General features: G+C 61.2%; 32 protein-coding genes and 1 pseudogene. 16 read left to right on the top strand and 17 right to left on the bottom strand.

The genetic code is table 11. The annotated features are described in order from the left end of the window. Window position 1: 1 nt before the first annotated feature. Together JQ558_RS09420 and JQ558_RS09415 are read left to right on the top strand one after the other, a co-directional pair. Window positions 2-484 carry a MaoC family dehydratase gene (locus tag JQ558_RS09420; protein WP_212207193.1) on the top strand — a complete coding sequence of 161 codons (483 nt, stop codon included), beginning with the start codon at window positions 2-4 and terminating at the stop codon, window positions 482-484. A gap of 136 nt (window positions 485-620) precedes the next feature. Beyond that, window positions 621-761: a hypothetical protein gene (locus JQ558_RS09415; RefSeq protein ID WP_212207194.1), complete on the top strand. Its 141-nt coding sequence runs from the start codon at window positions 621-623 to the stop codon at window positions 759-761. Window positions 762-846: 85 nt separating this feature from the next. On the opposite strand, the gene JQ558_RS37835 is transcribed toward JQ558_RS09415, so the two are convergent. The 7 genes and pseudogenes from JQ558_RS37835 to JQ558_RS09385 form a co-directional block, all read right to left on the bottom strand. After that, entirely contained in the window at window positions 847-978 is a 132-nt protein-coding gene (locus JQ558_RS37835) for a hypothetical protein (RefSeq protein ID WP_283813723.1), read from the bottom strand. A 169-nt stretch (window positions 979-1,147) separates the two neighbouring features. After that, the gene (locus JQ558_RS09410) at window positions 1,148-1,570 is read right to left on the bottom strand and encodes a hypothetical protein (RefSeq protein ID WP_212293471.1); all 423 of its coding nucleotides are present in this window, start codon (window positions 1,568-1,570) and stop codon (window positions 1,148-1,150) included. 155 nt (window positions 1,571-1,725) lie between these two features. Beyond that, complete coding sequence (locus JQ558_RS09405; protein WP_212293470.1) at window positions 1,726-2,652, bottom strand: hypothetical protein; 927 nt, start codon at window positions 2,650-2,652, stop codon at window positions 1,726-1,728. A gap of 261 nt (window positions 2,653-2,913) precedes the next feature. Beyond that, window positions 2,914-3,348, bottom strand: a complete 435-nt coding sequence (locus JQ558_RS09400; RefSeq protein WP_212293469.1) for a nuclear transport factor 2 family protein — start codon at window positions 3,346-3,348, stop codon at window positions 2,914-2,916. Window positions 3,349-3,530: 182 nt separating this feature from the next. Next, window positions 3,531-3,795, bottom strand: a pseudogene (locus tag JQ558_RS09395) (hypothetical protein). A 105-nt stretch (window positions 3,796-3,900) separates the two neighbouring features. Continuing rightward, window positions 3,901-4,344 carry a nuclear transport factor 2 family protein gene (locus tag JQ558_RS09390; protein ID WP_212293468.1) on the bottom strand — a complete coding sequence of 148 codons (444 nt, stop codon included), beginning with the start codon at window positions 4,342-4,344 and terminating at the stop codon, window positions 3,901-3,903. A 1,085-nt stretch (window positions 4,345-5,429) separates the two neighbouring features. Further along, entirely contained in the window at window positions 5,430-5,633 is a 204-nt protein-coding gene (locus tag JQ558_RS09385; RefSeq protein WP_212293467.1) for a hypothetical protein, read from the bottom strand. Between the two features lie 196 nt (window positions 5,634-5,829). Here JQ558_RS09385 and JQ558_RS09380 point away from each other — a divergent pair, with 196 nt between their 5' ends. The 5 genes from JQ558_RS09380 (at window position 5,830) to JQ558_RS09360 (ending at window position 9,208) form a co-directional block, all read left to right on the top strand. After that, window positions 5,830-6,615, top strand: a complete 786-nt coding sequence (locus tag JQ558_RS09380; protein ID WP_212210443.1) for an AAA family ATPase — start codon at window positions 5,830-5,832, stop codon at window positions 6,613-6,615. A gap of 130 nt (window positions 6,616-6,745) precedes the next feature. Beyond that, window positions 6,746-6,958: a hypothetical protein gene (locus JQ558_RS09375; protein WP_212293466.1), complete on the top strand. Its 213-nt coding sequence runs from the start codon at window positions 6,746-6,748 to the stop codon at window positions 6,956-6,958. A gap of 158 nt (window positions 6,959-7,116) precedes the next feature. After that, a complete protein-coding gene (locus JQ558_RS09370; protein ID WP_212210439.1) occupies window positions 7,117-7,656 on the top strand; it encodes an SRPBCC family protein in 540 nt (179 codons plus the stop codon). A gap of 79 nt (window positions 7,657-7,735) precedes the next feature. Then, entirely contained in the window at window positions 7,736-8,662 is a 927-nt protein-coding gene (locus JQ558_RS09365; protein ID WP_249119593.1) for a cytochrome D1 domain-containing protein, read from the top strand. 213 nt (window positions 8,663-8,875) lie between these two features. Next, complete coding sequence (locus JQ558_RS09360) at window positions 8,876-9,208, top strand: PRC-barrel domain-containing protein (RefSeq protein WP_212293465.1); 333 nt, start codon at window positions 8,876-8,878, stop codon at window positions 9,206-9,208. Between the two features lie 56 nt (window positions 9,209-9,264). On the opposite strand, the gene JQ558_RS09355 is transcribed toward JQ558_RS09360, so the two are convergent. Continuing rightward, window positions 9,265-9,588, bottom strand: a complete 324-nt coding sequence (locus tag JQ558_RS09355) for a hypothetical protein (protein WP_212210436.1) — start codon at window positions 9,586-9,588, stop codon at window positions 9,265-9,267. Window positions 9,589-9,823: 235 nt separating this feature from the next. Here JQ558_RS09355 and JQ558_RS09350 point away from each other — a divergent pair, with 235 nt between their 5' ends. Together JQ558_RS09350 and JQ558_RS09345 are read left to right on the top strand one after the other, a co-directional pair. Continuing rightward, on the top strand, window positions 9,824-10,009 hold the full coding sequence (locus JQ558_RS09350; protein WP_312014973.1) for a type II toxin-antitoxin system RelE/ParE family toxin: 186 nt from the start codon (window positions 9,824-9,826) through the stop codon (window positions 10,007-10,009). 5 nt (window positions 10,010-10,014) lie between these two features. Further along, window positions 10,015-10,302, top strand: a complete 288-nt coding sequence (locus tag JQ558_RS09345) for a HigA family addiction module antitoxin (RefSeq protein WP_212210434.1) — start codon at window positions 10,015-10,017, stop codon at window positions 10,300-10,302. Window positions 10,303-10,353: 51 nt separating this feature from the next. Here JQ558_RS09345 and JQ558_RS09340 read toward each other — a convergent pair whose 3' ends face one another. The 4 genes from JQ558_RS09340 to JQ558_RS09325 form a co-directional block, all read right to left on the bottom strand. After that, window positions 10,354-10,566: a hypothetical protein gene (locus JQ558_RS09340; RefSeq protein WP_212210519.1), complete on the bottom strand. Its 213-nt coding sequence runs from the start codon at window positions 10,564-10,566 to the stop codon at window positions 10,354-10,356. Next, window positions 10,566-10,889, bottom strand: a complete 324-nt coding sequence (locus JQ558_RS09335; RefSeq protein ID WP_212210432.1) for a DUF4258 domain-containing protein — start codon at window positions 10,887-10,889, stop codon at window positions 10,566-10,568. The genes JQ558_RS09340 and JQ558_RS09335 overlap by 1 nt, the downstream gene beginning before the upstream one ends. A 24-nt stretch (window positions 10,890-10,913) precedes the next feature. Then, a complete protein-coding gene (uvrA, locus tag JQ558_RS09330; RefSeq protein ID WP_212293464.1) occupies window positions 10,914-13,898 on the bottom strand; it encodes an excinuclease ABC subunit UvrA in 2,985 nt (994 codons plus the stop codon). Between the two features lie 294 nt (window positions 13,899-14,192). Next, entirely contained in the window at window positions 14,193-14,960 is a 768-nt protein-coding gene (locus tag JQ558_RS09325) for an outer membrane protein (protein ID WP_212210428.1), read from the bottom strand. A gap of 475 nt (window positions 14,961-15,435) precedes the next feature. Between JQ558_RS09325 and JQ558_RS09320 the strand changes: the two genes are divergently transcribed. From JQ558_RS09320 to JQ558_RS09305, 4 genes are all read left to right on the top strand, one after another. Then, a complete protein-coding gene (locus JQ558_RS09320) occupies window positions 15,436-15,927 on the top strand; it encodes a single-stranded DNA-binding protein (RefSeq protein WP_212210426.1) in 492 nt (163 codons plus the stop codon). A 257-nt stretch (window positions 15,928-16,184) separates the two neighbouring features. Then, window positions 16,185-16,583, top strand: coding sequence for a DUF2306 domain-containing protein (locus JQ558_RS09315; RefSeq protein ID WP_212210518.1), 399 nt, complete (start codon window positions 16,185-16,187; stop codon window positions 16,581-16,583). 211 nt (window positions 16,584-16,794) lie between these two features. Further along, complete coding sequence (gyrA, locus tag JQ558_RS09310; RefSeq protein ID WP_212274919.1) at window positions 16,795-19,524, top strand: DNA gyrase subunit A; 2,730 nt, start codon at window positions 16,795-16,797, stop codon at window positions 19,522-19,524. Window positions 19,525-19,818: 294 nt separating this feature from the next. Further along, entirely contained in the window at window positions 19,819-20,802 is a 984-nt protein-coding gene (locus tag JQ558_RS09305) for an ABC transporter substrate-binding protein (RefSeq protein ID WP_212293463.1), read from the top strand. Between the two features lie 321 nt (window positions 20,803-21,123). On the opposite strand, the gene JQ558_RS37830 is transcribed toward JQ558_RS09305, so the two are convergent. From JQ558_RS37830 to JQ558_RS09290, 4 genes are all read right to left on the bottom strand, one after another. Continuing rightward, a complete protein-coding gene (locus JQ558_RS37830; RefSeq protein ID WP_283814166.1) occupies window positions 21,124-21,435 on the bottom strand; it encodes an adenylate/guanylate cyclase domain-containing protein in 312 nt (103 codons plus the stop codon). Further along, window positions 21,432-22,622: a DUF5939 domain-containing protein gene (locus JQ558_RS09300; RefSeq protein WP_283814165.1), complete on the bottom strand. Its 1,191-nt coding sequence runs from the start codon at window positions 22,620-22,622 to the stop codon at window positions 21,432-21,434. Before JQ558_RS09300 ends, JQ558_RS37830 begins: the two co-directional genes overlap by 4 nt. Before the next feature lie 134 nt (window positions 22,623-22,756). After that, a complete protein-coding gene (locus JQ558_RS09295) occupies window positions 22,757-23,398 on the bottom strand; it encodes a trans-aconitate 2-methyltransferase (protein ID WP_212293462.1) in 642 nt (213 codons plus the stop codon). 112 nt (window positions 23,399-23,510) lie between these two features. Then, on the bottom strand, window positions 23,511-23,867 hold the full coding sequence (locus tag JQ558_RS09290) for a hypothetical protein (RefSeq protein WP_249119586.1): 357 nt from the start codon (window positions 23,865-23,867) through the stop codon (window positions 23,511-23,513). A gap of 11 nt (window positions 23,868-23,878) precedes the next feature. Between JQ558_RS09290 and JQ558_RS09285 the strand changes: the two genes are divergently transcribed. Next, window positions 23,879-24,205: a hypothetical protein gene (locus JQ558_RS09285; RefSeq protein ID WP_212210418.1), complete on the top strand. Its 327-nt coding sequence runs from the start codon at window positions 23,879-23,881 to the stop codon at window positions 24,203-24,205. Here JQ558_RS09285 and JQ558_RS09280 read toward each other — a convergent pair. Next, the gene (locus tag JQ558_RS09280) at window positions 24,198-24,917 is read right to left on the bottom strand and encodes a hypothetical protein (protein WP_212293461.1); all 720 of its coding nucleotides are present in this window, start codon (window positions 24,915-24,917) and stop codon (window positions 24,198-24,200) included. The genes JQ558_RS09285 and JQ558_RS09280 overlap by 8 nt on opposite strands. Window positions 24,918-25,163: 246 nt before the next feature. Here JQ558_RS09280 and JQ558_RS09275 point away from each other — a divergent pair, with 246 nt between their 5' ends. Together JQ558_RS09275 and JQ558_RS09270 are read left to right on the top strand one after the other, a co-directional pair. Then, complete coding sequence (locus JQ558_RS09275; protein WP_212293460.1) at window positions 25,164-26,120, top strand: formylglycine-generating enzyme family protein; 957 nt, start codon at window positions 25,164-25,166, stop codon at window positions 26,118-26,120. A 126-nt stretch (window positions 26,121-26,246) separates the two neighbouring features. Next, window positions 26,247-26,570 (top strand): hypothetical protein, encoded by a 324-nt coding sequence (locus JQ558_RS09270; protein ID WP_212293459.1) that lies wholly within the window; start codon window positions 26,247-26,249, stop codon window positions 26,568-26,570. The last annotated feature ends 248 nt before the right edge of the window (window positions 26,571-26,818 follow it).

The raw sequence follows: 26,818 nt of genomic DNA, 5'->3' as shown, positions 1-26,818 counted from the left end.
GATGCGTTTCTTTGAGGACATTGAAATCGGTTCGCGGCGTGAGCTCGGATCGTTCACCTTCACCGCCGAGCTGATCAAGCAATTCGCCGCACAGTTCGATCCGCAGGCGTTTCACCTCGACGAGGAGGCGGGACGCCAATCGCTGTTCGGCGGGTTGGCGGCGTCAGGATGGCATGTCGGCTCGGTCTGCATGAAGCTCTTGGTCGCCGACGGCCAGCGCCTGACGCGGGAGGCCCTTGCGCGCGGCGAGGAAGTTGCGGTCTGGGGACCGTCGCCCGGCTTTCGCGAACTGCGCTGGATCAGGCCGGTATTGGCCGGTGACACCGTCAGTTTTTCGAGTGTCGTCGAAACCAAGCGTACGTCGGAGAAGCGTCCCGAATGGGGCATCCTGCAGGCCCGCAATACCGGCGCCAACCAGCGCGGCGAACAGGTGTACTCGTTCTTGGCCACCGCGTTCGTGCCGCGGCGGAATGCGGGTTCTTGACCCGAGCCGGTATGCTTAGCGAACCGTGTCTTGGTCCGGGCGCAGTTTACCATTCTGCGAAGCAATTTATTTGCTAACACATTTTGAACTTTCTGCCTGCCATATGAGACCTAGGGGAAGTACCGAGGGCACGTCCATGGCAGATCGCAGTCACCTGAAACTTGTCGGCTTTATTTTCGCTACCGTCACGCTTTGCGTGATGCTGACGACTGCGATGGTGGTGAAGGGTTATGCCGATGGCGGCTACACGCTCGAGAGCACGTCGTCCGTCGAATAAGGTCAGGCTTTGCTAACCATGGCGCTGGATCATACCAGCACTTACCAGCCCTTGGAACTAGGCGACTGTGGTCGCCCGTCGCCGGTCAGCTGTTCCAGATCAGCGTCATCAGCACCACCGCAACCGTCAGCAGTCCGACGAACCGGACCATGAGCGTGCCCATGCCATGTGCCGAATGCGGCAGTGGATGGGTGTTGTTGGGCTGACCGTTTTGCATCTCGTATCCCTGGAAGTTTGCCTACCGTTGGGCATCCGTCCCTTGATCCCGACGCGCCGCTTATAAAGTTCAAAACAGTTACATATCAAACGAAACCGCCGCCTTCTGTTGAAGAAGACGGCGGGTGTAGGATTTTTGCAACGGTCTGGAATCAGTAAAAGATTCCGGATCAGCTGTTGCGCAGCCCGTCGGCGGCGCGCTTCCACTGCGTGACGTTGTCGGCAATCATGCGCGTCGACTTCATCGCCGCCTGGCTGAGCTGCGCATAGCCGGAGATTTCGCGCTGAACGCGCTGACCTTCGGCATGCAAGAGATCGCGCAGGCTCTCGAGTTCCGAAATCAGCTTCTCGATTTCAGCAAGCGAGGTTCCGGCGACGCGCTGGATCAGCGAGTTGACGTTGTTGACGGTGGCTTCCGCACTGGCATCGAGCGGCACGGTTTCCGTGGCACCGGCAGGCGGACGGCGCAGATAGGCGATATCGTTGCGGACGAAGTCGCGGATCCCGGCCTCGACTTCCGACACCGCAGCGAGGTTGCTGTCGACGACATCCTCAGTTGATTCAATTTGTTCGGTTCGATTGGTAGCGTTCATCGGCCATTCCTCTGTTTCGCGAAAAGCGAGCGCGGACGTCCCCCGCACGACGAAGTGAAGCGTTCCTATCAGTAGGGTGGAATTTGACCGCATCTGGGCCAATATGCGGCAATGCTGCATCATTCTGAAAAGGATTGGCGAAGAACTGCAGGGGCTTACCAGCTGCGCTTGAAGCCTGCGCCAAAACTCTTGTTAATGACGCCCGACGGGGTCTCGCCGACCGAACCCGAGATGGTGACGCCGTCGAACAGTTTTTGTTCGGCGCCGACCTTGCGCAGCCATTTGTCGTCCGAGGTCGACAGCGTCTGGCCGGCCATGAAGCTGGTGCCGGTGTCGGCGATGCTCAGGCGCGCCGACTGGTCGGTCTCATAGCTGCGGGTTGGATGGCTGATGATGCCGGGCACCGGAACGATGCCCTGCTGGATCAGATTGTAGCCGTTGTGCAGCGTGAGCGAATATTCCTCGCCGATTGGCAGCGATTTGCTCAAGGAGGTGCCGAGCTTGCCCTGGTCCGCGCCGGGATCGACGCGGGCTTCGACTGACGTCTTGTCCCAGATCGAGCCGACACCCGGCGCCGTGATCGCGGCCCAGGCGGTGCCGGACGATTGCGGCAGGCTGCCGCCATTGGCGAGTTTTTCCGACAGCAATTCCTGGGCCGTCAGCGTGCCTTGCCGGGCAACCGTCATGTCGGCGCCGATCCGCGCATCCCAGAACGGGGTCAGCGACTGCTTGACCGACACCGCGGAGCTGCCGTTCGCCTTTTCGTTCGCCGACCAGGCCGTACCCGCGCTGGTCGCGGCCGCGGCTTTCGACGCGGCGCGGGTTTTTGCGGCAGGCCCGGTCAGGGGCGCGGCATCGAGATCGAGCTGGCTCCAGTCGAGCTTGGAAACGTCGATATCCTTCATGATATCGGGGTCATTGACATCCGGCGCCGCCGCGACGTCGGCCGCTTCCTCCGCCGGCTCCTCGGTATCCTCATCGGCGGGCGGCGTTTGCGCCGCCACGGCCAGCACCGCAGCCAGGCTGAAGCCGGCCACCAGCAACGGCAGCCTGATCCAGCCAAATCGTGTCGTGGAAGTCATAACCCGCCCGCATTCCAAATCGGGCAGAGAATGCGTCGGCGGTGGTGCGAAATTATGGCGAGGGCGCATTCGCGCGCCCTCGCATTCCGTCATGTCCGGGCCGTCAGCGCCGGCGCTGCTTCGCTGCTCGATCAAGCGCGAAGCGCGCGTCACGCTGGTGTCGCAACCACGTCTCCAGGGGCTGGTGAAGAGGACGTGGGTCCCCGCGACCTCTGGCGCGAAGACGCGCTTCGGGCCGGCCATGACGAAAGGAATTGTGGGTCAGACCGCCATTCGCGGCAGATGGATGGGATAACCCGCCGCCTGCTCGACCAGGTCAAAGGTGTCGACCAGCACGCGCAGGTTGGTCAGCCTGCCGGCCTTGAACTGCGCGAAATGCGCGACCCGTAGGCTGATCGGCTTGTTCGAATCCAGCGCGGTCAGTGAGTAGCGCATCATCGATGCGGCGGAATCGACCCCCAGCATGATCGACTCGCGGTCGAAGCGATGGACGCGGATGTTCTCGGCGATCTGCCTGACTACCTCGATCACGGCCGCCTTGCCCCGGCGCGAGCCGAAGAACGGAAACATGTCGATCGGGCCATAGATCGCCCAATCGACATCCTCGTCGAGCAGGGCTTCGAGATCGGCGGGCTGGCGTTCATTGATCGCACGATGCAACGCGCGCGAAAAACGCCAGAGACTATGCTCTGTCATTTGAATTGGTCCTTGAAACTGATTTCAAACGGCAACGGCCCAGGGCGTCCGCGTCGACGCCGTGCCAGTCGCTAAATTCATTGGTATACTAACAATAGGCGTTTTTCGCCAAAATACAACCGACGTTTCTGCATTGCACAAATGCGGGATGCGGCGTGTTTTTACCGCCCTGGCGCCCGTTTTTACCGCCCCCGGCGGCGCGCCGGCTCGCGCTCGATGGCGATCTCGGCGTCCTTGAACGATCACGCCGAACAGTAAAGCGCCCGCGATGCCGCCGATCGCGGCGCCCAGCGGCATGAAGGTGAAGAACACCAGCATGCCGTTATAGCCTTCAAAACTCGTGACTTTAAAGATTTCGACCCAGGCCAGCCCGGCCCCGATTCCAAGCGCTGCACCTCCCAGCGCGCCCAACGCCAAACCAAGCAGAGCCAGCAATGCGATCTTCATATGTTCTTTTGCCCCGGAAAAAGCCTTGTGGTGTGTCGCCGCCGGGGTGGTGAGGTTCAATGTCGCGGGGGAAATAGGCCGAAGGGCCAGGGCCAAAGGCCGGCTCTACTCCGGCTTATCGTTCCTCAGGATCGCGCTGACGTCGCGCTCCAGCACCTGCTCGACCATGTCGAAGGTGTCGATGATCTCGCGGATCTGGGCGATGCGGCCGTCGCGGAAGGTATAAAACGCCGCGATGTCGAACTGCACCATCCGCTGATTGCTGCGCTTGCGGAAGAACGCCCGGATGTTCGCCGCCACCCTGTCGCCCTCGGCGACCAGTATCGGCACCTCACAGCGCATCTCCGAATAGCGGGCGTGAACGGTGGTCCACATTTCGCGCATCGCTTCCGTGCCCTGGCGATGACCCATGTGGGGAAGCAGGTCGACCGGGGCGTTGGCGACGAATTCGACATCGTCGGTGCAGCGCGCCAGCGCGCCCTCGATGTCGCCGGCATAGTAGACGTCGAGGAAATTCAGTAGGCGCTGCCGATGCAGGTCCGCGGTCATCCAGTCTTTCTCCGCCGATATTCAACCTGGCTCGCAGCGGTCGGTTCCTATCGCCATAACACGGCGGCCGATCCGCAAAAGCAGGCACAAAGTCTGACGTCGCCAGTACGGAACCGGTTCACTACCTTGAGCTGGGGCTGGTCATCCTGCGCTTGTCCTGCCCGGTGCTGTGAAGCTGGATTCGAATTTCAAACAGCCTGGACGACGCAGCTATTGCGGAGCGACGTCGTCTATGATTCGTCGTCCCGGGCTTGACCCGGGACCCATACCGCATGATCTCTCGATGAAGCTCAGTAGCAGAGACCGTTCGCAAAACTTCTCCCTGTGGTTATGGGTCCCGGCTCAAGGCCGGGACGACGCGGATATAGTTTCGCGTTCTCGCGGCACATTGCGCCCGAGGTTTGCAGGTGATCTTCACCCCCAAAATCAGAGGGCGCAGGGAATGCCGGATGCGCGCTGCACCCGCGATCTCGTGTGCGATTGTGCTAAGAAAGCTGCACACGAGCATACAGGGCAGCGGAGAACATCCGACATTCCCTGCGCAATGGCTTTACGGCTTATGACGCGCTCTCCCCGGTGAGACGGCCTCTATTGCCACCGTCGCCCCTCGGAAGCGTTGGCTCCCGCAGGACTTAACGCCGTTACGGGCGCCAGGACCACACGCTTTCGTCGTACGCTTCAGCCACGACCGTCAATCGCAACTTCAGCGTCCACCGCAACCCGCCCCTCGTCATGACGACGGCCGACGCCCCTCTTGATAGGACGGGATGGCGATAGATGCGCACTGATTTGGGTCGGACGGCAACAAGAATATTTTTGATTTACAGAAATTTTATGCTTGACATGATTTCGATAAATCAGAATTGATTTGCCCGTCGTGTTGTTTTGTCGCAGTCGAGAAATACTCGCCGTCGTCATTCCGGAGCTCGCGTAGCGAGAGCTTTGATGTGCAATTGCACATCAGAGAATCCATCGGGCGTCGGCGTGTGCGGCCTGATGGATTCCGGGTTCGCGCCAAGAGGCGCGCCCTCAGATGCGCAATTGCGCATCGGGGAATGACGGAGGAGGCGGCTGGGCTGGACTCGTTACTTCAAATTCTGGGCAATGCCGTCGAGGGTCTGAGACCACTTTGAGCTCATGTCCGACTGAGCCTTCGAGGCCCTCGAATAGACGTTGTTCGCTTCCTGAAGCGCGAACTGAAGTTGCTGACCGAGGTCGGACCTTCCGCCGCTGACGCCGTTCAGCTCATCCGTTGCGAGTTCGCGAATGTCATTGTTCAGATTGGTCATGTCATTCCCCTTATTGCCTGGAGCGAGACCATTCCCGCCGCGATGATAGGGGCTACGCGATGCGGTCGTGTCGCTCTGTGACTTCGGGCACATTCTAGACCTGGCTTGGGAGAGCGATTCCCTTTCTGTTCTTGATTTCATTTCGCCACGCGTATTGGATGCGCTGACCATTCCTGGTCGTCCGCAGGCCCTTTGCATGAGCAAAAGACGAAACCGCGTCATCGATATGCCCGCGCCATATCTCCGGCGCGTCTGGCTCGATCCAGCTGCTATCGCCGACCGCGAGGCCTATCCGTTCTGCCTGCCGTTCCTGCGCGATGGGCTCGAACTGGAGTTCGACCGGCCCATCACCATCATCGCCGGCGAGAATGGCACCGGCAAATCCACGCTGCTGGAAGGCATTGCCGTGCTCTCGGGCTTTGACGACGCAGGCGGCGGCAAGGGCTACCGGGCCGTCGACCATTCGGATGCGCGTGAGAAGATGGGAGGGGAGCTTTCTGAGGCGCTGCGCGCGAGTTGGCTGCCGAAGATCACCAATGGCTGGTTCTTCCGCGCCGAGACCTTCTTCTCGATCGCCAGATATCTCGATTCGGTCGGAAGCAGCTCGGACTTCCTGTCCTACTCGCACGGCGAGGGCTTTTTGCGCTTCTTCGAAGAGCGCTGCCAGCGGCAGGGCCTGTTCATCTTCGACGAACCCGAAGCCGCGCTGTCGCCGGCGCGGCAGATGGAATTTTTGAAGTTGATGTACCGCATGGAACAATCGACGCATTGCCAGGTCGTGATGGCAACGCACGCGCCAATGCTGATGGCCTATCCCGGCGCGCGCCTGCTGCGGCTATCGAAGTATGGCCTGGAGCCTGTGACCGTCGAACAGACCGACCACTACCGGGTAATGCGGGAGTTCTGCAACGATCCGGCCGGATTTGTGGAAGCGGTGGTCGACGAGTGGATGCCGCAGCGCCGGGATGTCGACCAGTTCTGATAGCGCCGGGTGAACTTGAAACCGCCGACCGCACTAAGGAAACATGTGAGCGAGCTCGAGCGGCAAGCCACCATCGTAGCGCGCTGTCGCTGTCAATTGCCCGGTGTGATCGAAATCGGAGACGTTTCTTATGAATGAATGGATATCGTTTGCGGTCGCATGGCTGCCGTTCGTACTACTGATCGCGGTGTGGTGCTGGTTCGCGCGCCGCAACGGCATGCAGGCGCGTGGATCTTCCGGCTCGACCACGATCGAGCTTTACGAGCAGCAGGTCGCGGAGACGCGGCGGATGAACGGGTTTCTGGAGCGGACTGCCGCGTCGCTGGAGAAGCGGGAGAGGTAGGGCGCACCAGCGAAGCGAGTTGCGCCGCGCGAGCGTGCTCCAGGCTGAATACGCCGCGCGGTCCGGCGGCGCCACAAACCAGCCTCCTTTGGTATGAAAATGCGTTGCCATAACGCCGCCGCGCGCCTGCGCGGCCATAAGGACCAAGAGGAAACGACATGAGAACGACCGCGAGGGTGGGGGCCGTGGTGGCGGCGCTGGCAGTCATGGGGGTGGCCTGGGCGCACGGGCCGACCCGCCAGAAGGTGCGGGAATCGATCGAGATCAACGCGCCGCCGGCCAAGGTGTGGGCCGTGATCGGCAATTTCCAGGACATGAGCTGGCTGCAGCCGGTCAGCAAGACCGAGGGCAGCAAAGGCAACGAGATCGAGGCCACGCGGCGGCTGACGCTGGCTGGTGGTGCGACCGTCGATGAGGAACTCTATAAGTACGATGCCGAGAAGATGACCTATTCCTACCGGATCACGGCCGTCGACGTGAAGGTGCTGCCGGTCACCAACTATTCGTCCACCCTGACGGTCACGCCCAGCGCCGACGGCAAGGGAAGCAGCCTGGAGTGGGCCGGCGCGTTCTACCGCGGTTTTCCCAACAACGATCCGCCGCCGGAGCTGAGCGACCAGGCCGCCGTGAAGGCGGTGAGCGGGCTTTACAAAGCGGGCCTCGAGGCGCTGAAGAAGAAGGTCGAAAGCGGAAGCTGACCGTGCGGGCTAGAGTCTTGACTTGACGCGTTTTCTGAGCGCGAACCGGGTCCACTTCGCTGGAAAACGCTATGTCGTTCTGGCGGCTGCGGTCGCCAGCATCGGCACGGTCTGGGCCGCCCGGGCCGAGGAGGCGTTCGTCACCAATCAGCTCAGCGAAAATCTCACCGTCGTTGACCTCGCGACGTCGCGGCCGGTCGCGACCATCGCGATCGGCGGCAAGCCGGCAGGGGTAGCCATCACGCCGGATGGACGCTTCGCCTATGTGACGAGCCCCGACGCCAAGGCGCTCACCGTGATCGATGCCGCCGCACGCCAGGTGGTCGGCAAGATCAACGTCGGCGGCGGTCCGCTCGGCGTTGCGGTGGCGCCGGATGGCGGCGCGGTCTATGTCGCCGACTGGTACGCCGCGGCGGTGCGGGTGATCGATCCGAAAGCGCAGCGCGTGATCGCCGATATCGCGGTCGGCGCATCGCCGTCGGGGCTTGCGGTAACACCGGACGGGCGGCTGCTGCTCTCGGCGGACCGCGATGCGGACAGCGTATCCGTCATCGATACCGCCACGCGCGAACGCCAGGCGGTCATCAAGGTCGGCACGCGCCCGTTCGGCATCACGATCGATGCGGAGGGCCGGCGGGCCTACACCGCCAATGTCGGATCGAACGACGTCTCCGTGATCGACATCGCGGATAACCGCGAGATCGGGCGCGTGAAGACGGGCCTGCGCCCCTACGCGGTCGCACTTGCCCAGGGCCGCGGCTTCGTCAGCGACCAGTATGACGGCACCGTCAGCGTGTTCGATCTCGCGACGCTTGCGCCGGTCAAGCGCATCCATGTCGGCGATTATCCGGAAGGGATCGCGGCGACGGCGAATGGCAGGCAGATCATCGTGGCGAACTGGGAGAGCAACTCGATCAGCGTGATCGATGCGGTCGAGCTGAAGGTGACCGGTGAGATCAAGGTCGGCGACGGACCGCGGGCGTTCGGGACGTTTTTGCGGCGGTAGAGGTCGTAGGATGGGTGGAGCCAACGGGTCGCGCGAATGCGCGCCCGATGACAGGCTCCGCGATACCCATCATCCCTCCGCGCGCGGGATTGATGGGTTTCGCTGCGCTCTACCCATCCTACATGCGTCCGTGCGCCGCGGTTGCCGGGCCCGCGCATGCCGGGCTCATGGTGCTATAATGCCGGGAGAACAGAGAAAAACAGGGAGGATGCCATGCCGCATACCCTGGTGCCCAGTGATCGCGTCGAGCAGGCGAACGTCTACGGCCGAGACGGCGCAAAACTCGGCACGATCGAACGACTGATGCTGGACAAGGTGCGCGGAACCGTCGCGTATGCCGTGATAAAAACCGGCGGGCTGCTCGCCACCCATCACCATTATCCCGTGCGGTGGGACGAACTCAGGTTTGATCCCGCGCGTCAGGCCTTCGTGGTCGAGCTGACGTTGGACGATTTGCGCGCCGGCCCGTCCGAGTTCGATGAAGACGGCTTCGACTGGGGCGACCGCTCGCGATCCTACCGGCACCCGCATTATTGGACGGTGTAGGGCGAGGGCGAGCAGCGCGTTACTGCAAAGGACGTCCGCGACACTGGCCGGCCGCGCTACCGCAACTTGCGCACGTGAATATTGATGTCGAGGTCGATGCTGCTGACGCAAGTTTGCTCGGTGCGGTGAGAGCCTCCCGCGTGCCATGGCCCGTTACGCGGATTGGCATTTCTGACGTCGGCAAGCCGCAGGCACCGCCACTGCGGTAGCTTGCCACTGCTTTGTCCGGCAAATTGCCACGCCAGCACGACTTCCTCACCACGCTTGTTGAGACCCAGGATATGCGGGCACAATTCGCGATGGCGGCCTTCATAGGTGCAGACCACCTGCTGTTCGGCCAGGATCGCATTGCGGAACAAGGTGTAAATCGGGCTGGGCATGGACCTAGCTTGTCCAGGCAGAGAGTGGTGTCAATTCAAATGCCCGACCCAGGGGTAACCTGCCGCCCGCGGATAGTGGAGCCTACGCTGTTCTATTCGTTCTCTATCCTTGCTGTTCACCGCTTGACGTAGTATATTTATGCCATGATCCGATCCCGCGACCCGCAAGGTTTGGGACGGCGAACAGCCAAATCAATTTCGCGGGCTGGATTTCGAAGCTGCGATCGATCTGTTGGTGGCATTGAACGTAGCAAAGTCACTCAGCGACTTAAGTCCGTTGAAAAGCGTAGGCCTTCACAAGCTCAAGGGTGATCGCAAGAAGCAGTGGGCGATGACGGTCAACGAGCGCTGGCGTATCTGTTTCGAGTTTCACAAAGGCGATGCCCACGAGGTTGAGATCGTGGACTACCACAAAGGTTGACCGTCATGGCTCCTGTCGTACACCCCGGTCGTTTATTGAAGCGCGAACTAGCCGCTCGCAAGCTCAGTGCCAACCGTTTGTCGCTCGATATCGGCGTACCCTCAGGTCGCGTCACTGACATCCTCAACGGTCGCCGTTCGATTACGGCTGACACGGCGGTGCGCCTTGGACGCTATTTTGGCAATGGGGCGCAGTTCTGGCTCGACTTGCAGGGCCAATATGACATCGGCGTCGTTGAGCGGGAGAAGGGCGCGGAGATTGCGAAGCGGGTGAGGCCGGCGGACGCGGCTTAGGGCGCAGAAGAACGGAATACGCCGCGCTATTCCGCCCTACGAGCCAACCTGCTAAGCGGAAATTGGCGTCAATTCGAATACCAGGCCATGCCTTGCGGCTTCCGCGATTTCACCTCTGCGCAACGCCAGCCGGACGGCATCAAGCTTCTGTGCATCTTCCAAGGAAAGGTATGGCGACCATCCGGTATCGTCCTCGATGAGCTCAACCGGGACTTCTGCCGCATAACGGCCTTCGTGAATGAGTTTGACGGTTTTTCGGAGCATCATTTCTTCCGTCGCATGAAGTCAGATGACCATCGCTCTTGGTCGGGTCGATATGCCGTGACTAGTACCGCAGGAGCCGATTGATCCTTTGGGATTGCCCAAACCACATGAACCGGCCTCCGCAAGATGTCCCACTGTAGAACGAGAACGCTGGGTCCCCGCATTGCCGCCGGATAGTCCTCGACAACAACAGCGGTATCGATACCAGCCAGCACCTCAGTTACCAATATATCATCCTTGGCAAGCTCGTCATAGCCGTGATCGGAAATGCGGAGCAAACCCCGCGTCACAAGAGCCTGAATCTGAGTGAGCGTATCGCTCAAATGGCTCTCCTCACGTCCGGTTGTCTACTCCGCCGCCTCACTCGCCCCCGTACTCTTCCGCGGCTTTCCCGCCGCCCGCTTCAGCACCGGCTCCAGAAACTTGCCGGTATAGCTCCGCGGCGCTTTCACGATATCCTCCGGCGGACCCCAGGCGACGATTTCGCCGCCCCCGTCGCCGCCTTCGGGGCCGAGGTCGATGACCCAGTCGGCGGTTTTTATCACCTCGAGATTGTGCTCGATGACGACGACCGTGTTGCCCTGCGACACCAGCTCGTGCAGCACTTCGAGCAGCTTGGCGACGTCGTGGAAGTGCAGCCCGGTGGTGGGCTCGTCCAGGATGTAGAGCGTGCGGCCCGTTGCGCGCTTTGAGAGTTCCTTTGCCAGCTTGACGCGCTGGGCTTCGCCGCCGGATAGCGTGGTGGCCTGCTGGCCGACATGGATGTAGTCGAGGCCGACGCGGTGCAGCGTCTTGAAGGTTTCGCGGACGCGCGGGACGGCCTTGAAGAACTCGGCGGCTTCTTCCACGGTCATGTCGAGCACGTCGGCGATGCTCTTGCCCTTGAACAGGACTTCCAGCGTCTCGCGGTTGTAGCGCTTGCCCTTGCAGGCGTCGCAGGTGACGTAGACGTCGGGCAGGAAGTGCATCTCGATCTTGATGACGCCGTCGCCCTGGCAAGCCTCGCAGCGACCGCCCTTGACATTGAAGGAGAAGCGCCCGGGCTCGTAGCCGCGCGCCTTGGCTTCGGGCAGGCCGGCGAACCATTCGCGGATCGGCGTGAACGCGCCGGTATAGGTCGCGGGGTTGGAACGCGGGGTGCGGCCGATCGGCGACTGGTCGATGTCGATGATCTTGTCGATATGCTCCAGCCCCTCGATGCGGTCGTGGGGCGCGGCGCCTTCGCTGGCGTTGTTGAGTTTTCGCGCGATCGCTTTGTAGAGCGTGTCGATCAATAGCGTCGACTTGCCGCCGCCGGAGACGCCGGTCACGCAGGTGAACAGGCCGAGCGGAATTTCGGCCGAGACGTTTTTCAGATTGTTGCCGCGGGCGTTGATCACCTTGATGGTTCGGCGATGGTTCGGCGGCTTGCGCTCGGGGATCGCCACCGACAATTCGCCGGTGAGGTACTTTCCGGTCAGCGATTTCGGATTGGCCATGACCTCGGCGGGCGTGCCTTGCGCCACGATGTGGCCGCCATGCATGCCGGCGCCGGGGCCGATGTCGAGCACGAAATCGGCGAGGCGAATGGCGTCCTCGTCATGCTCGACCACGATCACGGTATTGCCGAGGTCGCGCAGCCGCTTCAGCGTTTCCAAGAGCCGCGCATTGTCGCGCTGGTGCAGGCCGATCGATGGCTCGTCCAGCACATAGAGCACGCCTGTCAGCCCCGAGCCGATCTGGGAGGCGAGGCGGATGCGCTGGCTTTCGCCGCCGCTGAGCGTACCGGACGAACGCGACAGCGTCAGGTAATTGAGGCCGACGTCGAGCAGGAAGGACAGCCGCTCGCGGATCTCCTTCAGCACGCGGATGGCGATCTCGTTCTGCTGCGCGTTGAGCGCCTTGGGCACGCTCTCGAACCATTCGCCGGCGCGCTTGACCGAGAGTTCACTGATCTCGCCGATATGCTTGCCGCCGATCTTGACGCACAGCGCCTCCGGCTTCAGCCGGTAGCCGTGGCAGCCCTCGCAGGGAATGTCCGAAAAATACTTTGCCAGCTCCTCGCGCGCCCATTCGCTCTCGGTCTCGCGAAAACGGCGGTTGAGGTTGGTGATGACGCCCTCGAACGGTTTCTTGGTGTCATAAGAGCGCACCCCGTCCTCATAGGAGAACTTGATCTCGTCGTCGCCGGAACCGTGCAGGATCGCGGCCTGCGTCTTCTTCGGCAGGTCCTTCCACTTGGTGTCGAGCGTGAACTTGTAGAACTTGCCGAGCGCGGTCAGCGTCTGGATGTAATAGGGCGAGGACGATTTGGACCAGGGCGCGATCGCGCCCTTGCGCAAGGTCAGCTCCTTGTCGGGGATGACGAGGTCTTCGTCGATATGCTGCTCGACGCCGAGGCCGCCGCAGGCCGGGCAGGCGCCATAGGGGTTGTTGAACGAGAACAGCCGGGGCTCGATCTCGGGAATGGTGAAGCCAGAAACCGGGCAGGCGAATTTCTCCGAAAACAAAATCCGTTCCGGGCCGGTCTTGTTGTGGATCTTTGCCGTTTTCTTGTCGGACTTCTTTTCCTCGGCAGCGCCCGCGGGCGCGTCGGCGTATTCGATCACCGCCAGGCCTTCGGCGAGTTTTAAGGCGGTCTCAAAGCTTTCGGCGAGGCGCTGGCCGATGTCGGGGCGGACCACGATGCGGTCGACGACGACGTCGATGTCGTGCGGGAATTTCTTGTCGAGCGTGGGCGCTTCGGCGAGCTCATAGAAGCTGCCGTCGATCTTGACGCGCTGGAAGCCCTTCTTGAGGTATTCGGCGAGCTCCTTCTTGTACTCGCCCTTGCGGCCGCGCGCGACCGGTGCCAGCAGGTAGAGCCGCGTGCCTTCGGGCAGCGCCAGCACGCGGTCGACCATCTGCGACACCAGCTGGCTCTCGATCGGCAGGCCCGTTGCGGGCGAATAGGGCACGCCGACGCGCGCCCATAGCAGGCGCATGTAGTCGTAGATCTCGGTAACGGTGCCGACCGTCGAGCGCGGGTTCTTCGACGTCGTCTTCTGCTCGATCGAGATCGCCGGCGACAGGCCGTCGATCTGGTCGACATCCGGCTTCTGCATCATCTCGAGGAACTGGCGCGCATAGGCCGAGAGCGACTCGACGTAGCGGCGCTGACCCTCGGCATAGATGGTGTCGAAGGCGAGCGAGGATTTGCCGGAGCCGGACAAGCCCGTGAACACCGCAAGCTTGTCGCGGGGAATCTCGACGTCGATGTTTTTCAGATTGTGCTCGCGCGCGCCGCGGATCGTTATCGCGCGCGTTCCCGAGCCGGCGTTGGTTTGGCGCTTCGCCCTCAGCACTTCATCCATATCGGCATTTCCAGGCGCGTGGAGGCGCGCCACGTTGGGCGCGCATGGCCAGGGAAGACCTTAGCCGGGCGCCGATGGCAGAAAGCTGGAACGTAGGAAGAACGGGCCGGGATTTCCAGTGCTCGCAGCAAGCCATCAACGGTTTGTTTTGCAAGGAGTGCCAGGGAACTGCAATGGCAGCAGATGGCAGCGGAACCGCGGGCAGGATGACGTCGTCGCCGCGAATAAAACCGCAACCAAAAGAAAAAGGCCGGCGCGAGGCCGGCCTTTTGAAATCGTCTGATGCAGCGAAGCTCAATACTTCGCGATCACCGGGCCACCCCAGCGATAGTTGACGCGGACGGTGACGAGATCGACGTCCTGACGGATGCGCTCGTTGAACGTTACGCCGGCCGGGCCGATGGCAGCGACAGCGCCGTTGCTCACAAAGGTATGGGTACGATCCTGCATGAACATGTGATTGTATTCGATGCCGGCCGACCAGTTCGGCGCGAAACCATATTCGAGGCCGACACCGACCACGCCACCCCAGCGGGTATCGTCACCGGTCGTGGCACCCACAACGTTGGCGACATTGCTCCTGATGTCGAAGCGATCCGCGGTCACGGCCGCACCGCCCTTGACGTAGAACAGCACGTTGTTGGCGGCCCAGCCGACCTGACCGGTGAACGTGCCAAATGCGTCGATCTTCGAGCGGATGTTCGTGGCGGGGACGAAGAGGCTCACATTGCTGCCGCGGAAGTCGGCCCAGTTGCCCTGTCCTTCAACGCCGAACACCCAGGTGCCCGCCTGCCAGCGATAACCAATCTGACCACCGGCCGTGCCGCCGGTCGCGTCATGGCAACCTTCGTTGGCAATGAATGCGCCAGCCGCGGTCACTGCGTCCCAGCACTTGCGGCTCGAACCCCAACCACCGTTGGCGCCGATGTAGAAACCGCTCCAGTCATAGACTGCCGCGATCATCGGGGGGGCCTTGGTGTAAGGACGCGCAGCGAGATCAGCCGCAGCGGCGGGAGCCGCAAAGGCAACGAGAGCAACAGTACCAAGCAAAAACTTCTTCATTTCAAATAGTCCCCAGTCCTTTGTCCGCTTCCCGTTGGTCCCGAAGCGTTTTTGTCCAAGACGCGAGCGCCGCGCCGCTGGACAAGCCATACGCCAATTCAACCGGAAATGCCGTCTCCGAAATGCAACACTCGCGGGCGAAGTGCAGACCTTCAAGGTAATGATTTGTTTAGAATATCCGCCATGCAGCTCCGGCTCCGCGCGGCTTCCCGGCACGGAGCAAATACCGGAATACCGGTCGGGTGTGGATGACCTGAGGTTGCGTAGAACAAAACTGGAACAATGCTGCGGGCAATGCTATATGTGGATAACCGCTGCTTTGCCGAGGGATCGCTAAGTCGGGGCGGCCATCGGGCGTATAGGGTCGTCTCAAATGTCCCTGATGCGGATGAGGCGGCTAATCGGGCGGCCCGTGCCGGCCGATTGCAGCGGTGGCGCAGCAGTTTTTGGTACCGATTTTGAGTGGAGAGCGACGATGGCGGGAAGCGTGAACAAGGTGATCCTGGTCGGAAACCTCGGCAAGGATCCGGAAATCCGGCGGACACAGGACGGGCGGCCGATCGCCAATCTGAGCATCGCGACCTCGGAAACCTGGCGCGACAAGGGCACCGGCGAGCGCAAGGAAAAGACCGAGTGGCACCGCGTGGTGATCTTCAATGAAGGGCTCTGCAAGGTCGCCGAGCAGTACCTGAAGAAGGGCGCCAAGGTTTACATCGAGGGCGCGCTGCAGACCCGCAAATGGACCGACCAGAGCGGGGTCGAGAAATACTCGACCGAAGTGGTGCTGCAGGGCTTCAATTCGACCCTGACCATGCTCGACGGCCGCTCCGGCGGCGCGGGCGGCAGCTTTGGCTCCGACGATTCCAGCGGCGATTTTGGCGGCGGCCAGGCCACTTCCGCGCCGCGGCGCGCGGTTGCAGCCGGCGCCGGACGCAACAACGACATGGACGACGACATCCCGTTCTGATCGGGCACCGTTCAGGCCTGACCGGAGCTTGTGAGCCGCCGAAAAATCGGCGGCTCGAGCAAGCTCGGTTGGCTGGTGTTTATTCTTGAGAAGCTGACCCAACAGTTTGATTCAGCTATGTGTCGTTGTGCGCCGCAGCACTTTGACTCCCGCCGATGTAAAGGATATTTACATTAAGAGATCAGTTTAGCGTTTTCCGCCGCGCGTGATGCCGTCGAGCCGGCGGCCGCGGGATGGAGCCTTGGGGAGCGTCCGTCATGAGCCTCGCGCCGTTGCTGGATGCCGCTCCCGCGATCCCGCTTCATGCCTTTGCGGCCATGGCAGCGTTCGCGCTGGGCGTCGTCCAGTTCGCGGCCCCGAAGGGAACGCTGCCGCACCGGACGCTGGGCTGGATCTGGGTTGGCCTGATGGCCGTGGTCGCGATCTCCTCGTTCTGGATCCACGAGATCAGGCTGCTGGGTCCCTGGAGCCCGATCCATCTGCTCTCGATCTTCACGCCGGTCATGCTGGTGCTCGGCGTGTGGTACGCGCGCCGGCACAAGGTCCGCGGCCACAAGATCACGATGATCTCGATCTTTGCCGGCGCGCTGGTCGTTGCGGGGCTGTTCACCTTCGTCCCCGGGCGGATCATGCATGCGGTGGTGTTCGGGCAGTGACGGATTAGCGAATGGCGAATAGGGGTTCCATTCGCTATTCGCCATTCGCTATTCGCCTCTCCATGACGGGCGCTCCGGAACCCGGCGATTGCCCGGTAAGTCCATGAAAAAACGAAGGGAAAAACAGCTGGCCGGGAGCGCCCCGGGGTGGTTAAAAGCCCCCCGATACGCTATATGATTCCCAGCCTAGAACTGACCCGGATTTCCCCCTTTGTCTGACAACGATGAGAACAAGCCCGGCGAGCCGCCGGTGCCTTCCGATATTCGTCCCGTTTCCATTCTGGACGAGATGAAGCGCTCCTACCTCGATTACGCCATGAGCGTGATCGTGGCGCGTGCGCTGCCGGATGCCCGCGACGGCCTCAAGCCCGTGCATCGCCGCATTCTATATTCGATGTACGAGCAGGGGCACACGCCGGACAAGAAGTACGTCAAATCCGCGCGCGTCGTCGGTGACGTGATCGGTAAATATCATCCGCACGGCGACCAGTCGATTTACGACGCGATGGTCCGGATGGCGCAGGAATTCTCCATGCGCGTGCCGCTGATCGACGGGCAGGGGAACTTCGGCTCGGTCGACGGCGATCCCCCGGCTGCCTACCGGTATACCGAAGCGCGCCTGACGAAATCGGCGCTCGCCGTGCTCGGCGACATCGACAAGGACACCGTCGATTTCCAGGCCAACTACGACAATTCGGAGAAAGAGCCGTCGGTTCTGCCGGCCAAGTTCCCGAACCTCCTGGTCAACGGCGCCGGCGGCATCGCCGTCGGCATGGCGACCAACATTCCCCCGCACAATCTCGGCGAAGTCATCGACGCCTGCGTGGCATTGATCGACAACCCGGCGCTTTCCATCGACGAACTCATCAACATTGTGCCCGGCCCCGATTTTCCGACCGGCGGCATCATCCTCGGCCGCCAGGGCATCCGCTCGGCCTATCACCTCGGCCGCGGCTCGATCATGATGCGCGGCAAGGTCTCGATCGACACCATCCGCAAGGACCGCGAAGCGATCATCATCACCGAGATTCCCTACCAGGTGAACAAGGCCACCATGGTGGAGCGCATCGGTGAACTGGTGCGCGAGAAGAAGATCGAGGGCGTCGCCGACCTGCGCGATGAATCCTCCCGCGAGGGCCTGCGTGTCGTCGTGGAACTGAAACGCGAAGCGGTTCCGGATGTCGTTCTGAACCAGCTTTATCGTTTCACGCCGCTGCAATCGAATTTCCCGGCCAACATGCTGGCGCTGGATTCCGGCCGCCCGCTGACCATGAACCTGAAGGACCTGCTGACGCTGTTCATCGCGTTCCGCGAGCAGGTCATCACGCGCCGGACCAAGTTCCTGCTCAACAAGGCCCGCGACCGCGCCCACATCCTGGTCGGTCTGGCCATCGCCGTCGCCAATATCGACGAGATCATTCGCGTGATCCGCGCCTCGCCCGATCCCACCACCGCCCGCGACAGCCTGATGGCGCGGGACTGGCCGGCGCGGGATGTCGAGGCGATGATCACGCTGATCGACGATCCTCGGCACCGGATGACTGCCGAAGGTACCGCGCGGCTGTCGTTCGAGCAGGCCAAGGCCATTCTCGACCTCCGCCTGCAGCGCCTGACTGCGCTGGGCCGCGAGGAGATTTCCGAAGAGCTCGACAAGCTCGCGGTGGAGATCGCCGACTATCTCGAGATTCTGCGCTCGCGTGCGCGGGTGCAGGCCATCGTTAAGGCCGAGCTCGCCGAGGTGAAGGACGATTTCGCCACCCCGCGCAAGACCGTCATCATGGAGCAGGAAGACGAGGTCGAGGACGAGGACCTGATCCAGCGCGAAGACATGGTGGTCACGGTCTCGCATGCCGGCTACGTCAAGCGCGTGCCGCTGTCGGCCTACCGGGCGCAGCGCCGCGGCGGCAAGGGCCGCGCGGGCATGCAGACCCGCGACGAGGATTTTGTTAGCCGGCTGTTCGTGGCCTCGACCCATACGCCGGTGCTGTTCTTCTCCTCGCGCGGCCAGGTCTACAAGGAAAAGGTCTGGCGGCTGCCGATGGCGGCGCCGAACGCGCGCGGCAAGGCGCTGATCAACATCCTGCCGCTGGAGCAGGGTGAACGCATCACCACCATCATGCCGTTGCCGGAGGATGAATCCTCCTGGGGCAATCTCGACGTGATGTTCGCCACGACCGGCGGCAACGTCCGCCGCAACAAGCTGTCCGACTTCGTCGATGTCCGCCGTTCCGGCATCATCGCCATGAAGCTCGACGAGGGCGAGGCGATCGTCGACGTGCAGATCTGCACCGAGCATGACGACGTGCTGCTGACGGCGGCCGGCGGCCAGTGCATCCGCTTCCCCGTCACCGACGTGCGCGTCTTTACCGGCCGCACCTCGATGGGCGTGCGCGGCATTGCGCTTGCCGAAAACGACAAGCTGATCTCGCTGTCGATCCTGCGCCATGTCGAGACCACGTCGGACGAGCGGTCGGCGTATCAGAAGATGCGCCGCGCGGTAGCCGGCGAGACCGGCACCGAGGAGCCCGCCGATGTCGAGGCCGAGGAGATTTCAGGTACGCTCCAGCTCTCCCAGGAACGCTATGCCGAAATGTCGGCGCAGGAGCAGGTGGTGCTGACCGTGTCCGTCAACGGCTTCGGCAAGCGCACCTCGTCCTACGAATACCGCACCACGGGGCGCGGCGGCAAAGGCATCGTCGCGATGTCGGTCAACAACCGCAACGGCAAGCTGGTGGCCTCGTTCCCGGTCGAGGACTCTGACCAGATCATGCTGGTGACCGACAAGGGCCAGTTGATCCGCTGTCCGGTCGAGGGCATCCGCATCGCCGGCCGCTCGACCCAAGGCGTGATCGTGTTCGACACCGCCGAGGACGAGCACGTGGTCTCCGTCGAGCATATCGGTGACGACGGCGAGAATGGCGAGAACGGGAATGGCGGCTAGCGCCTGGTCAAGGCGCGGCCTCATTTCGGAGGAGCTAAATCCGGTTTGAGGCGAGCTTGAAGGAAGTCAGCTTGCCGGGCGCTCGTTGCTCCGCCGGAGCGCCCGGGAGGGTGCGCGGCAGATCGCGAAGCAGGGTGCATGCTGATCGTGCGGCCGGACCAGTACGTGGCGCACGTCCTGCCGCTGCGGCACGCGGCCAACCGACGCTATTGACCCACAGCGGGCATCAGACCGCTTGAGCCGCGCGGGAAATTGCTTACGCTTGCGTTCAGGTCATCGTGGGCAAGATCTACAATGAAACGACGCGAGTTCATCTCGCTTCTGAGCGGCGCGGCGGCTGGTTGGCCGCTAGCGGCGCGCGGGCAACAGTCGGGGAGGGTGTGGCGGATCGGGTATCTGGGATTTGGCCCGGCGTCTAATTGGACGAGGGAAGTTGAGGCTCTGCGGAGCGGCTTGCGCGATCTCGGTTACGTTGAGGGCAAGAATATTCTCATTGAGTTCCGGTGGGCGGAGCGGGCTGATCAAATGCATGATCTCGCCGCCCAACTCACCAGCATGAAAGTTGATGTTATTTTCGCCCCCGCCTCAACCCATGTTGAATCTGCCCGAAAGGTGACCAAAACGATCCCGATTGTCTTCGCAACACATGCAGACCCGGTCGGGCTTGGGGATGTGGCGAGCCTCTCACGGCCGGGCGGCAATATCACCGGACTGTCGATGCTTCTCACTGAACTCTCCGTCAAAGAGCTGGAGATTTTGAGAGAAGCCCTGCCGCACGCAAGGAGAATTGGTGTTCTCTGGAATCCCACGACCCCCTCTCATCCAACCGCTATCAATGCGATTAAAGCTGCGAGCGAAAAACTCGGCGTCGAACTAGTCATAACTCCCGCTGGAACTGTCACGGAAATCGAGAAAGCATTCTCGACAATGACACGAGAAAGCGTCCGTGGTGTTCTCGTCTTGGGTTCCCCGATCTTCAACGCACAGGGACCACTCTTGGCCGAATTGCAATTGAAGTATCGGCTGCCCGCGATATTTGCGTACAGACCAAACGTGGACGCGGGTGGTCTTATGAGTTATGGCGCGGATTTCAGCGACCTCTATCGACGCGCGGCAAGCTACATTGACAAGATTCTCAAAGACGCGAAACCGGCAGACCTTCCAGTGGAGCAAGCGTCAAAATACGTACTAGTCATCAACCTTAAGACTGCGAAAGCACTTGGCCTGATCATTCCGCCGACCTTGCTCGCCCGCGCCGACGAGGTGATCGAGGATTAAGGGCGGGGACGGCCCTGTCGACGAAGCGCTGCGGTTGCGAGCATGCCCGCCTTTGACCAGCGGCGGACCTGGGGCCGATCAGCGCGTGAGCGCCCCTGAATTTGCGTGAGCCACACGTCTGACGCCGGAAACAGTCGTCGCGTCGAACCGATAGCGCGCTTCAATCAACGTGTGAAGAGTTGCTCATCATCATGGGTTAATGGCGGTTTCAGAACGGAAGCGACCGCAGCGGCGACTTGTGCCCTTGCCTGATGCCGACAAGCGGTATGTTGGTCTGGCGGCACGTGGGCCTGCCGCCAAGCGGCCAGCGGTCGTTCATTTCTACACCGGAGAGATTTCAATCCGATAAATTTCCATCTTCTGGCCGATGCCCTTCAAGTTCTCGTAGTCGCGCGACGCCGGTCGGCCTTTGACGACGTCACTGACTCCGGGCGCCTCCATCACCGATTCCGTCAGGCAAATTTCGTTGACGCGGGCGAGACCTTGCACGCGGGCGGCGATGTTCACGTCCTGCCCGACGTAGTCCATCCGGTCGTTGAGCCTTACGGCGATGGCTCTGCCTCTGTGTACACCGACCTTGAGGCCGAGTGGTCGTGAAGCGGTTTGGTTGAACCGTGGCAGTTCTTCGATCATCTCGATGGAGGCAGAACGGCGTCCTGCGGACGCTCGAAGCCAGCCATGACTGCATCGCCGATCGTCTTGACCATGGTGCCAGATCGCTCCCGAATGATCTTGTTCAGGATGTCGAAGTGCTGACGCACCAGAAAATAGGCATTCACGTCGCAAACGCTTTCATACAACGGGGTGGAATCCTTTAGATCGGTGAACAGATAGGTGATGTCGGAGACTGCCAGGCTCTCCCGCTCATCCACCAACTGTGTCTTGTAGAGTTCGCCGAAGCACGGGGTGAGCAGCAGCCGCTTGCCGGAAAGAAACGGCTCATACTCGACCAGATGGGGCTCGAACTGGTAAGGGTATTGGAGGAACCAGAAGCGTCCGCGATCGCTGGTGCGGTTCTCGATCTGAATGGTGTGCTTGCCGGGGCTAAGATCGACCGTCTGTCGAAACGCAAAGCGCCCGTCGCCAAGATCCATTTCTCTCGGTCCAGTCGGCCGATCGGGAACTATGAATCGACCCGATTCGAGCCGGACCAGCGTTCCCTGGGGTTCCGCCGGCTCACCGTTCGCAAAGAAAACCAGAAGCAGCTTGTGGCTGAGATCGAGCACCTCGAAACGGCGGGCGGTTACGTCAAATTCGAACCTGCTCTGCTGATTGGCCTCGATATCGGCAAATCCCCGTGACAGTGCTGCGACGAGTTGCTCGTGCGTCATTCCGTGCGGAGGCTTGAAGTCCTTGGAAAAGTTATAACGCAGGTAGTAGTCCTCCACGGACAGCATCTCAGGATGACGAAATACGATATCGCGGACGGCATTCGAGATCGTAAGGGTGACCTGGATGTAGTCGTCGAGCGCCACATCGTTGAGCGCGTTGCAGAACTCGCACTTGAAACGTGGGTGGACCTGGTCTAGCTCCCGAAAACTGCCTGCAACCTGCGGGCAATAGGCGCAGGTGAGCAGCCACTGCATCTCGAACAGACCGACTTTTGCGGCGTGCACAAACAGCTGGATTCCTTCGGACTCACTTAGGCCGTTTGCTGTCGCGTATTTGATAGGATTGACGCGAAAGAGATCATAGTCGCCGGCGGTGCGCACAAATCGCTCAAGGCCCGAAAGGATATGCGGCGTCCAGCTCGCTATTGAGTCCAGCTCCGTGAGGCGCTGCTTCAGAAGGCTGTCATTGACCAGCGATAGCTCGTTCATCTTGCCACCTCATGGCGAAGGGAAGCGATTACATGCGCTAATGAACCAACTTGGACACGGCAGTCGCCCGCGTCGACCGAGGTCCGGCAGAGACCACACGAAAATCGCGTTGTCGGGTTATCGGATAAACCCAGTCAGCGCTGCTTCGGTGCTCGAAGCGCATACAGCCTTTGATAGATCATCGGCTCCGGTATCCAATCGAGCACGATGTGTCCAAGTGGCAGCTTGATCAGGCTGGCGATAATTCGAGATGAAGGCGGATGCCAGTAAACGGACAGGTTATGAAATCTAAGGGGAGCGAACCCCAGACTAGTGAACTCGTACATCAATCGCTTGTGACTGAAGTGTCTTCTGTAGTCGACGATTGGACCCGAAATCAAAAGTATCTTGCCGGAGTGTTCCTTGGCGACCTTTTCCAAGAACGCTTCTCGCTCGGGCAGGGACAGATAGTAGACGCATTCGAGGGCTGCGATCACGTCGTACCCCTCGAATGAGGCTTGCAAAAAATCGGCGCTTTCAAATCTGGCGTTTGGCAGGTTCAGCGATTTGGCGCGAGCAATTGCTACGTCGCTGATGTCGATGCCAACCACCCAGCGTGCCTTGTCAAAGACAGCTTGCGTCAAGTGGCCTTCGCCGCATCCGAGTTCAAGAACGGATTTGTCCCGGATGAATGGCTTCAGGCATCGGCGCAACACCTTGTCCCTGAATTGGGCGTGGGAAATATGCCAGGGGTCAGGGGTGGCGTAATAGAGATTGAAATCTGCAGCCGTTCGCATGGCTGATTTCCGCTTTTGAAAGACAAGCAATCTTCCCAGTCGCCAAGAACCAAATGTCCGTGGCGCGTTAGCGAGATCCCGGCGCTTCAAGCCTTGCCTTTGGCGGCAACGCCTATTGCATGCTCACCCTTTCGCGCCATCGCGCTTCGAAAGTATCAAACTCCTTCAGTGCCCAGGCTTGCGAGTCCAATGGATTGCCAGGCTTCGCTGTAACCGCGCTTGTAACTGCTGCGGCGGAAACGGGTTGCGGGGATGCTTCCTTTGGCCATTCCAGCAACGATTTCGACAGCATGGGCTTGCCTTCGTACCAGCACTTTCGTCCATCGATCAGACGATAGGACCACCAACGCCCGTGCGTATTCGACGGCATCGCGGCGCTGCATTGTTGTTTGGCCTGCGCGTTTGGCATCCCAACTGGCAAGAGCGTAGCAATCCAAACGGCCAGCGCGATTGGTGAGAGTTTCCTCATTTGCGCACTTGTTGCTGCAAGCGGCTTACAGCGACTACCAAGTCGGGGCGGCCGAGAACTTCCACCAAGCTGTCGAGGATAGTTTCATTGTTCTGCGGCCGGGGCCGAAGGTATTCTTCCAGTATGCGTTGCGCTTCGCTAATCGCCTGAACAGTCAATTGTTGATCGGTCATGTCTTCTTACCCATCAAACAGAACGCGCCCCATAAAAGCGGAGCGAAAAATCAAGACGCTTTTGGGAAATATCCCCGCTATTTTGCCTTATTTGATCAATTTTTGTTTCAATGTGGAACCTCAGCGCGCGATCGCGCGAGCCTCGACCGGCGGATGATTACGTGAAGGCGACCGCACTGAAATCGATTGAGACCAGCAGCATGTCAGTGACGGGTCTGCGATCGGGACCGCGTGCGTAGGCGCGCCGCATGCTCGGAAGGCGAATACCGTCCGCTTCGATATGCGCAAACGTGAGCTGTGCGGCCGGAAAGCCGCCCGCGATGTTCACGCTGTAATCATGACGGCGCAGCATCATGTCCTCGCCGAAGAAGAAGTCCTGCACCATGCAGTGGGTTTCCATCCAGCCGGGGAAGCGGGCGCGCAGCACGCGCCAGGTCTCGGGCCCCTCGCGCCAGGCCTCGGTCTCTTCGACACGGACCCCGTCCATCACCAGCAGGAATGGCGTCGTCAGATATGTCCATACTGCTTCGCCGTTGAAGTAGGCACGGTGCAGCGGATCCCAGGGTGTGTGCATCTGGTGGCCCGCGAACGAATCCCGAGGCGCGTATCGCTCGGCGACCAGCGTACCGTCGAGCTTCTCGATGGCGATCCGATCCGGCGTGAACATCGTCCGCTGATCGGGAGCCCCGAACGGCGTGACGGACGAGCGCTCCTCATGCAGCCACACGGTCATGCGCCGCGGATTGCTATCCTGCAACAGGCCTTTGAGGGGAAAGAGGCCGCCGCCTGTGACCATGGTGGCCTCGACCTTATTGTATCTTTGCCAGCGCTCCAGACCGCCGTGCGCATCGAGAACTCTCGCAAGCAGCTCGTTCATGGCTTTCGTCTCCAATCCCCGGGAGAAATCGGTCAGGATCAGGCCGAAGTTCAGTCCGGTTAGGCGGTCGGCGTTGGTAGCGCCGATAGTTGGTAGCGCCGGGATATGTGGGCGCGCCCGTGACGAGGGCGGCGCCCCCCGGGTAGCGGTGCTCGTGGACATACCCCTTTGTGCGGTTCTAAGTTACGCCGTCCGAATTTGCTGCGATATGACAGATTGAGAGCTATCCTTTCGAAAGTGTATTCGATGGATCGCCTGGAAGCGATGTTGACCTTTCTGGCCGTCCTGGCTCGAAAGCGACAGCCGCGCGCTGCGACAAAGGGAATCCTGATTGGTCTCTCTGCGCTGCTGCTTGCAGGGGCTCAATTCCCCTATGCACGCCTCATCGCACAGGAAGCTATCGGACCGCACCGTTCCGCTCCGCAGCCGACTGTGCTCTCCGCCGACGCAGAGAGAGCAATGGCGTCAACGCCGGGCTCTGAATTCAGAGAATGCGCGCGCGGATGCCCGGTGATGGTTGTGATCCCCGCGGGCAGGTTCATGATGGGCTCACCCGATCACGAACCAGACCGCAGGACCAGCGAAGGTCCGCAGCACGAAGTGATATTTCGCGTACCTTTCGCTGTTTCCAGATTCGAGGTGACGTTCGAGCAATGGGACGCTTGCGTGGCCGCCTCGGCGTGTGCGCGCGCAACCGATGCATGGGGTCGTGGCGCGATGCCGGTGGTCAATGTGAGCTGGGACGACGCCAGGCAGTATGTGAGCTGGCTTTCGCAATTGACCGGCAGAGAGTATCGACTGCCGACCGAGGCTGAATGGGAATACGCCGCGCGCGCCGGCACCAGCAGCCGCTACGCCTGGGGCGAAGAACCCGGCGCGGAAAACGCCAACTGCGCCGGCTGCAGCGACAAGTGGAGCTTGCAGACCGCGCCCGTTGGATCGTTCAAGCCCAACGCCTTCGGCCTGAACGACATGCACGGGAATGTATGGGAATGGACTGAAGACGTTTGGCACGACAGTTACAACGGCGCGCCTGCAGACGGCTCGGCATGGATCGAGGGCGATCGGGATTATCGGACCATTCGCGGTGCGTCCTGGCACAACGAGACGGAACTAGCTCGGGCGGCGGTTCGCTTCGCACGTCACCGCAAGGTTCAGTTCGACACGCTCGGGTTCCGCGTGGCCAGGACAATGAGGCCGTGAGCCGCTGGTGGCGCCGGGGCTAAAGCGAGTCTTCATTGAGCAGGCAAGCCTCGATCATCCGATCCCGTTGTCCGCGGCAACGATGGCCGGCACGCCGAAGAACGCGGCACGCCCCGCGAGGATTTGATGCAGGGGAACGCGGCGACATTCGAGAGCCTGGTTCCATGCAATCAAACTTTTGCCAAACGTCGCCGCTACCTCGACCACCGGCTGGCGGTCGCGATAAAATTGTGGAACTCAATCATGTCGGCATACCCGAGCGTCACGATCGATAGAGACCCGCGTCATCCAGGCGTCGAGGAAAGTCGTGTAGAGACGGCGGGCCGATCCGATCTCGACAGCGTCTTCGTCGCCGCACTTTACGCTGTGCTGGTCGTTCCTGTGATGACGGGGTGGTTGTACGTGCTCGGCTTGTCGTTCTGGAAGGTCATGATCTGGATGATTGCTTGATCATGCCCGATTGTCTGTCCGGCCCCCTCAGGCCCTGCGCGCGGAGCACATGAGATGCTGGACGTCCTTGTTATTTTGGTTTTGCTCGGAGCGGCCTACGCTGCTGGATATTATACGCGTGACCGTATGTCCCGAAAACGGCGTGAGAGCGCCCGCAGATGGAAGAACTACGTAGAGGCGGGGCGGCCGCAGCCCGCGAATACCAACCAGGCTCCCGCCAAACAGGCGCATGGCGATCTCGCTCAAAT

Origin of the sequence: Bradyrhizobium sp. AUGA SZCCT0160 (genome assembly GCF_018130105.1) — a bacterium.
Taxonomy (GTDB): Bacteria; Pseudomonadota; Alphaproteobacteria; order Rhizobiales; family Xanthobacteraceae; genus Bradyrhizobium.
Note: the sequence above shows the minus strand (reverse complement) of the source record. Positions and strands in the feature narration are given on the sequence as shown.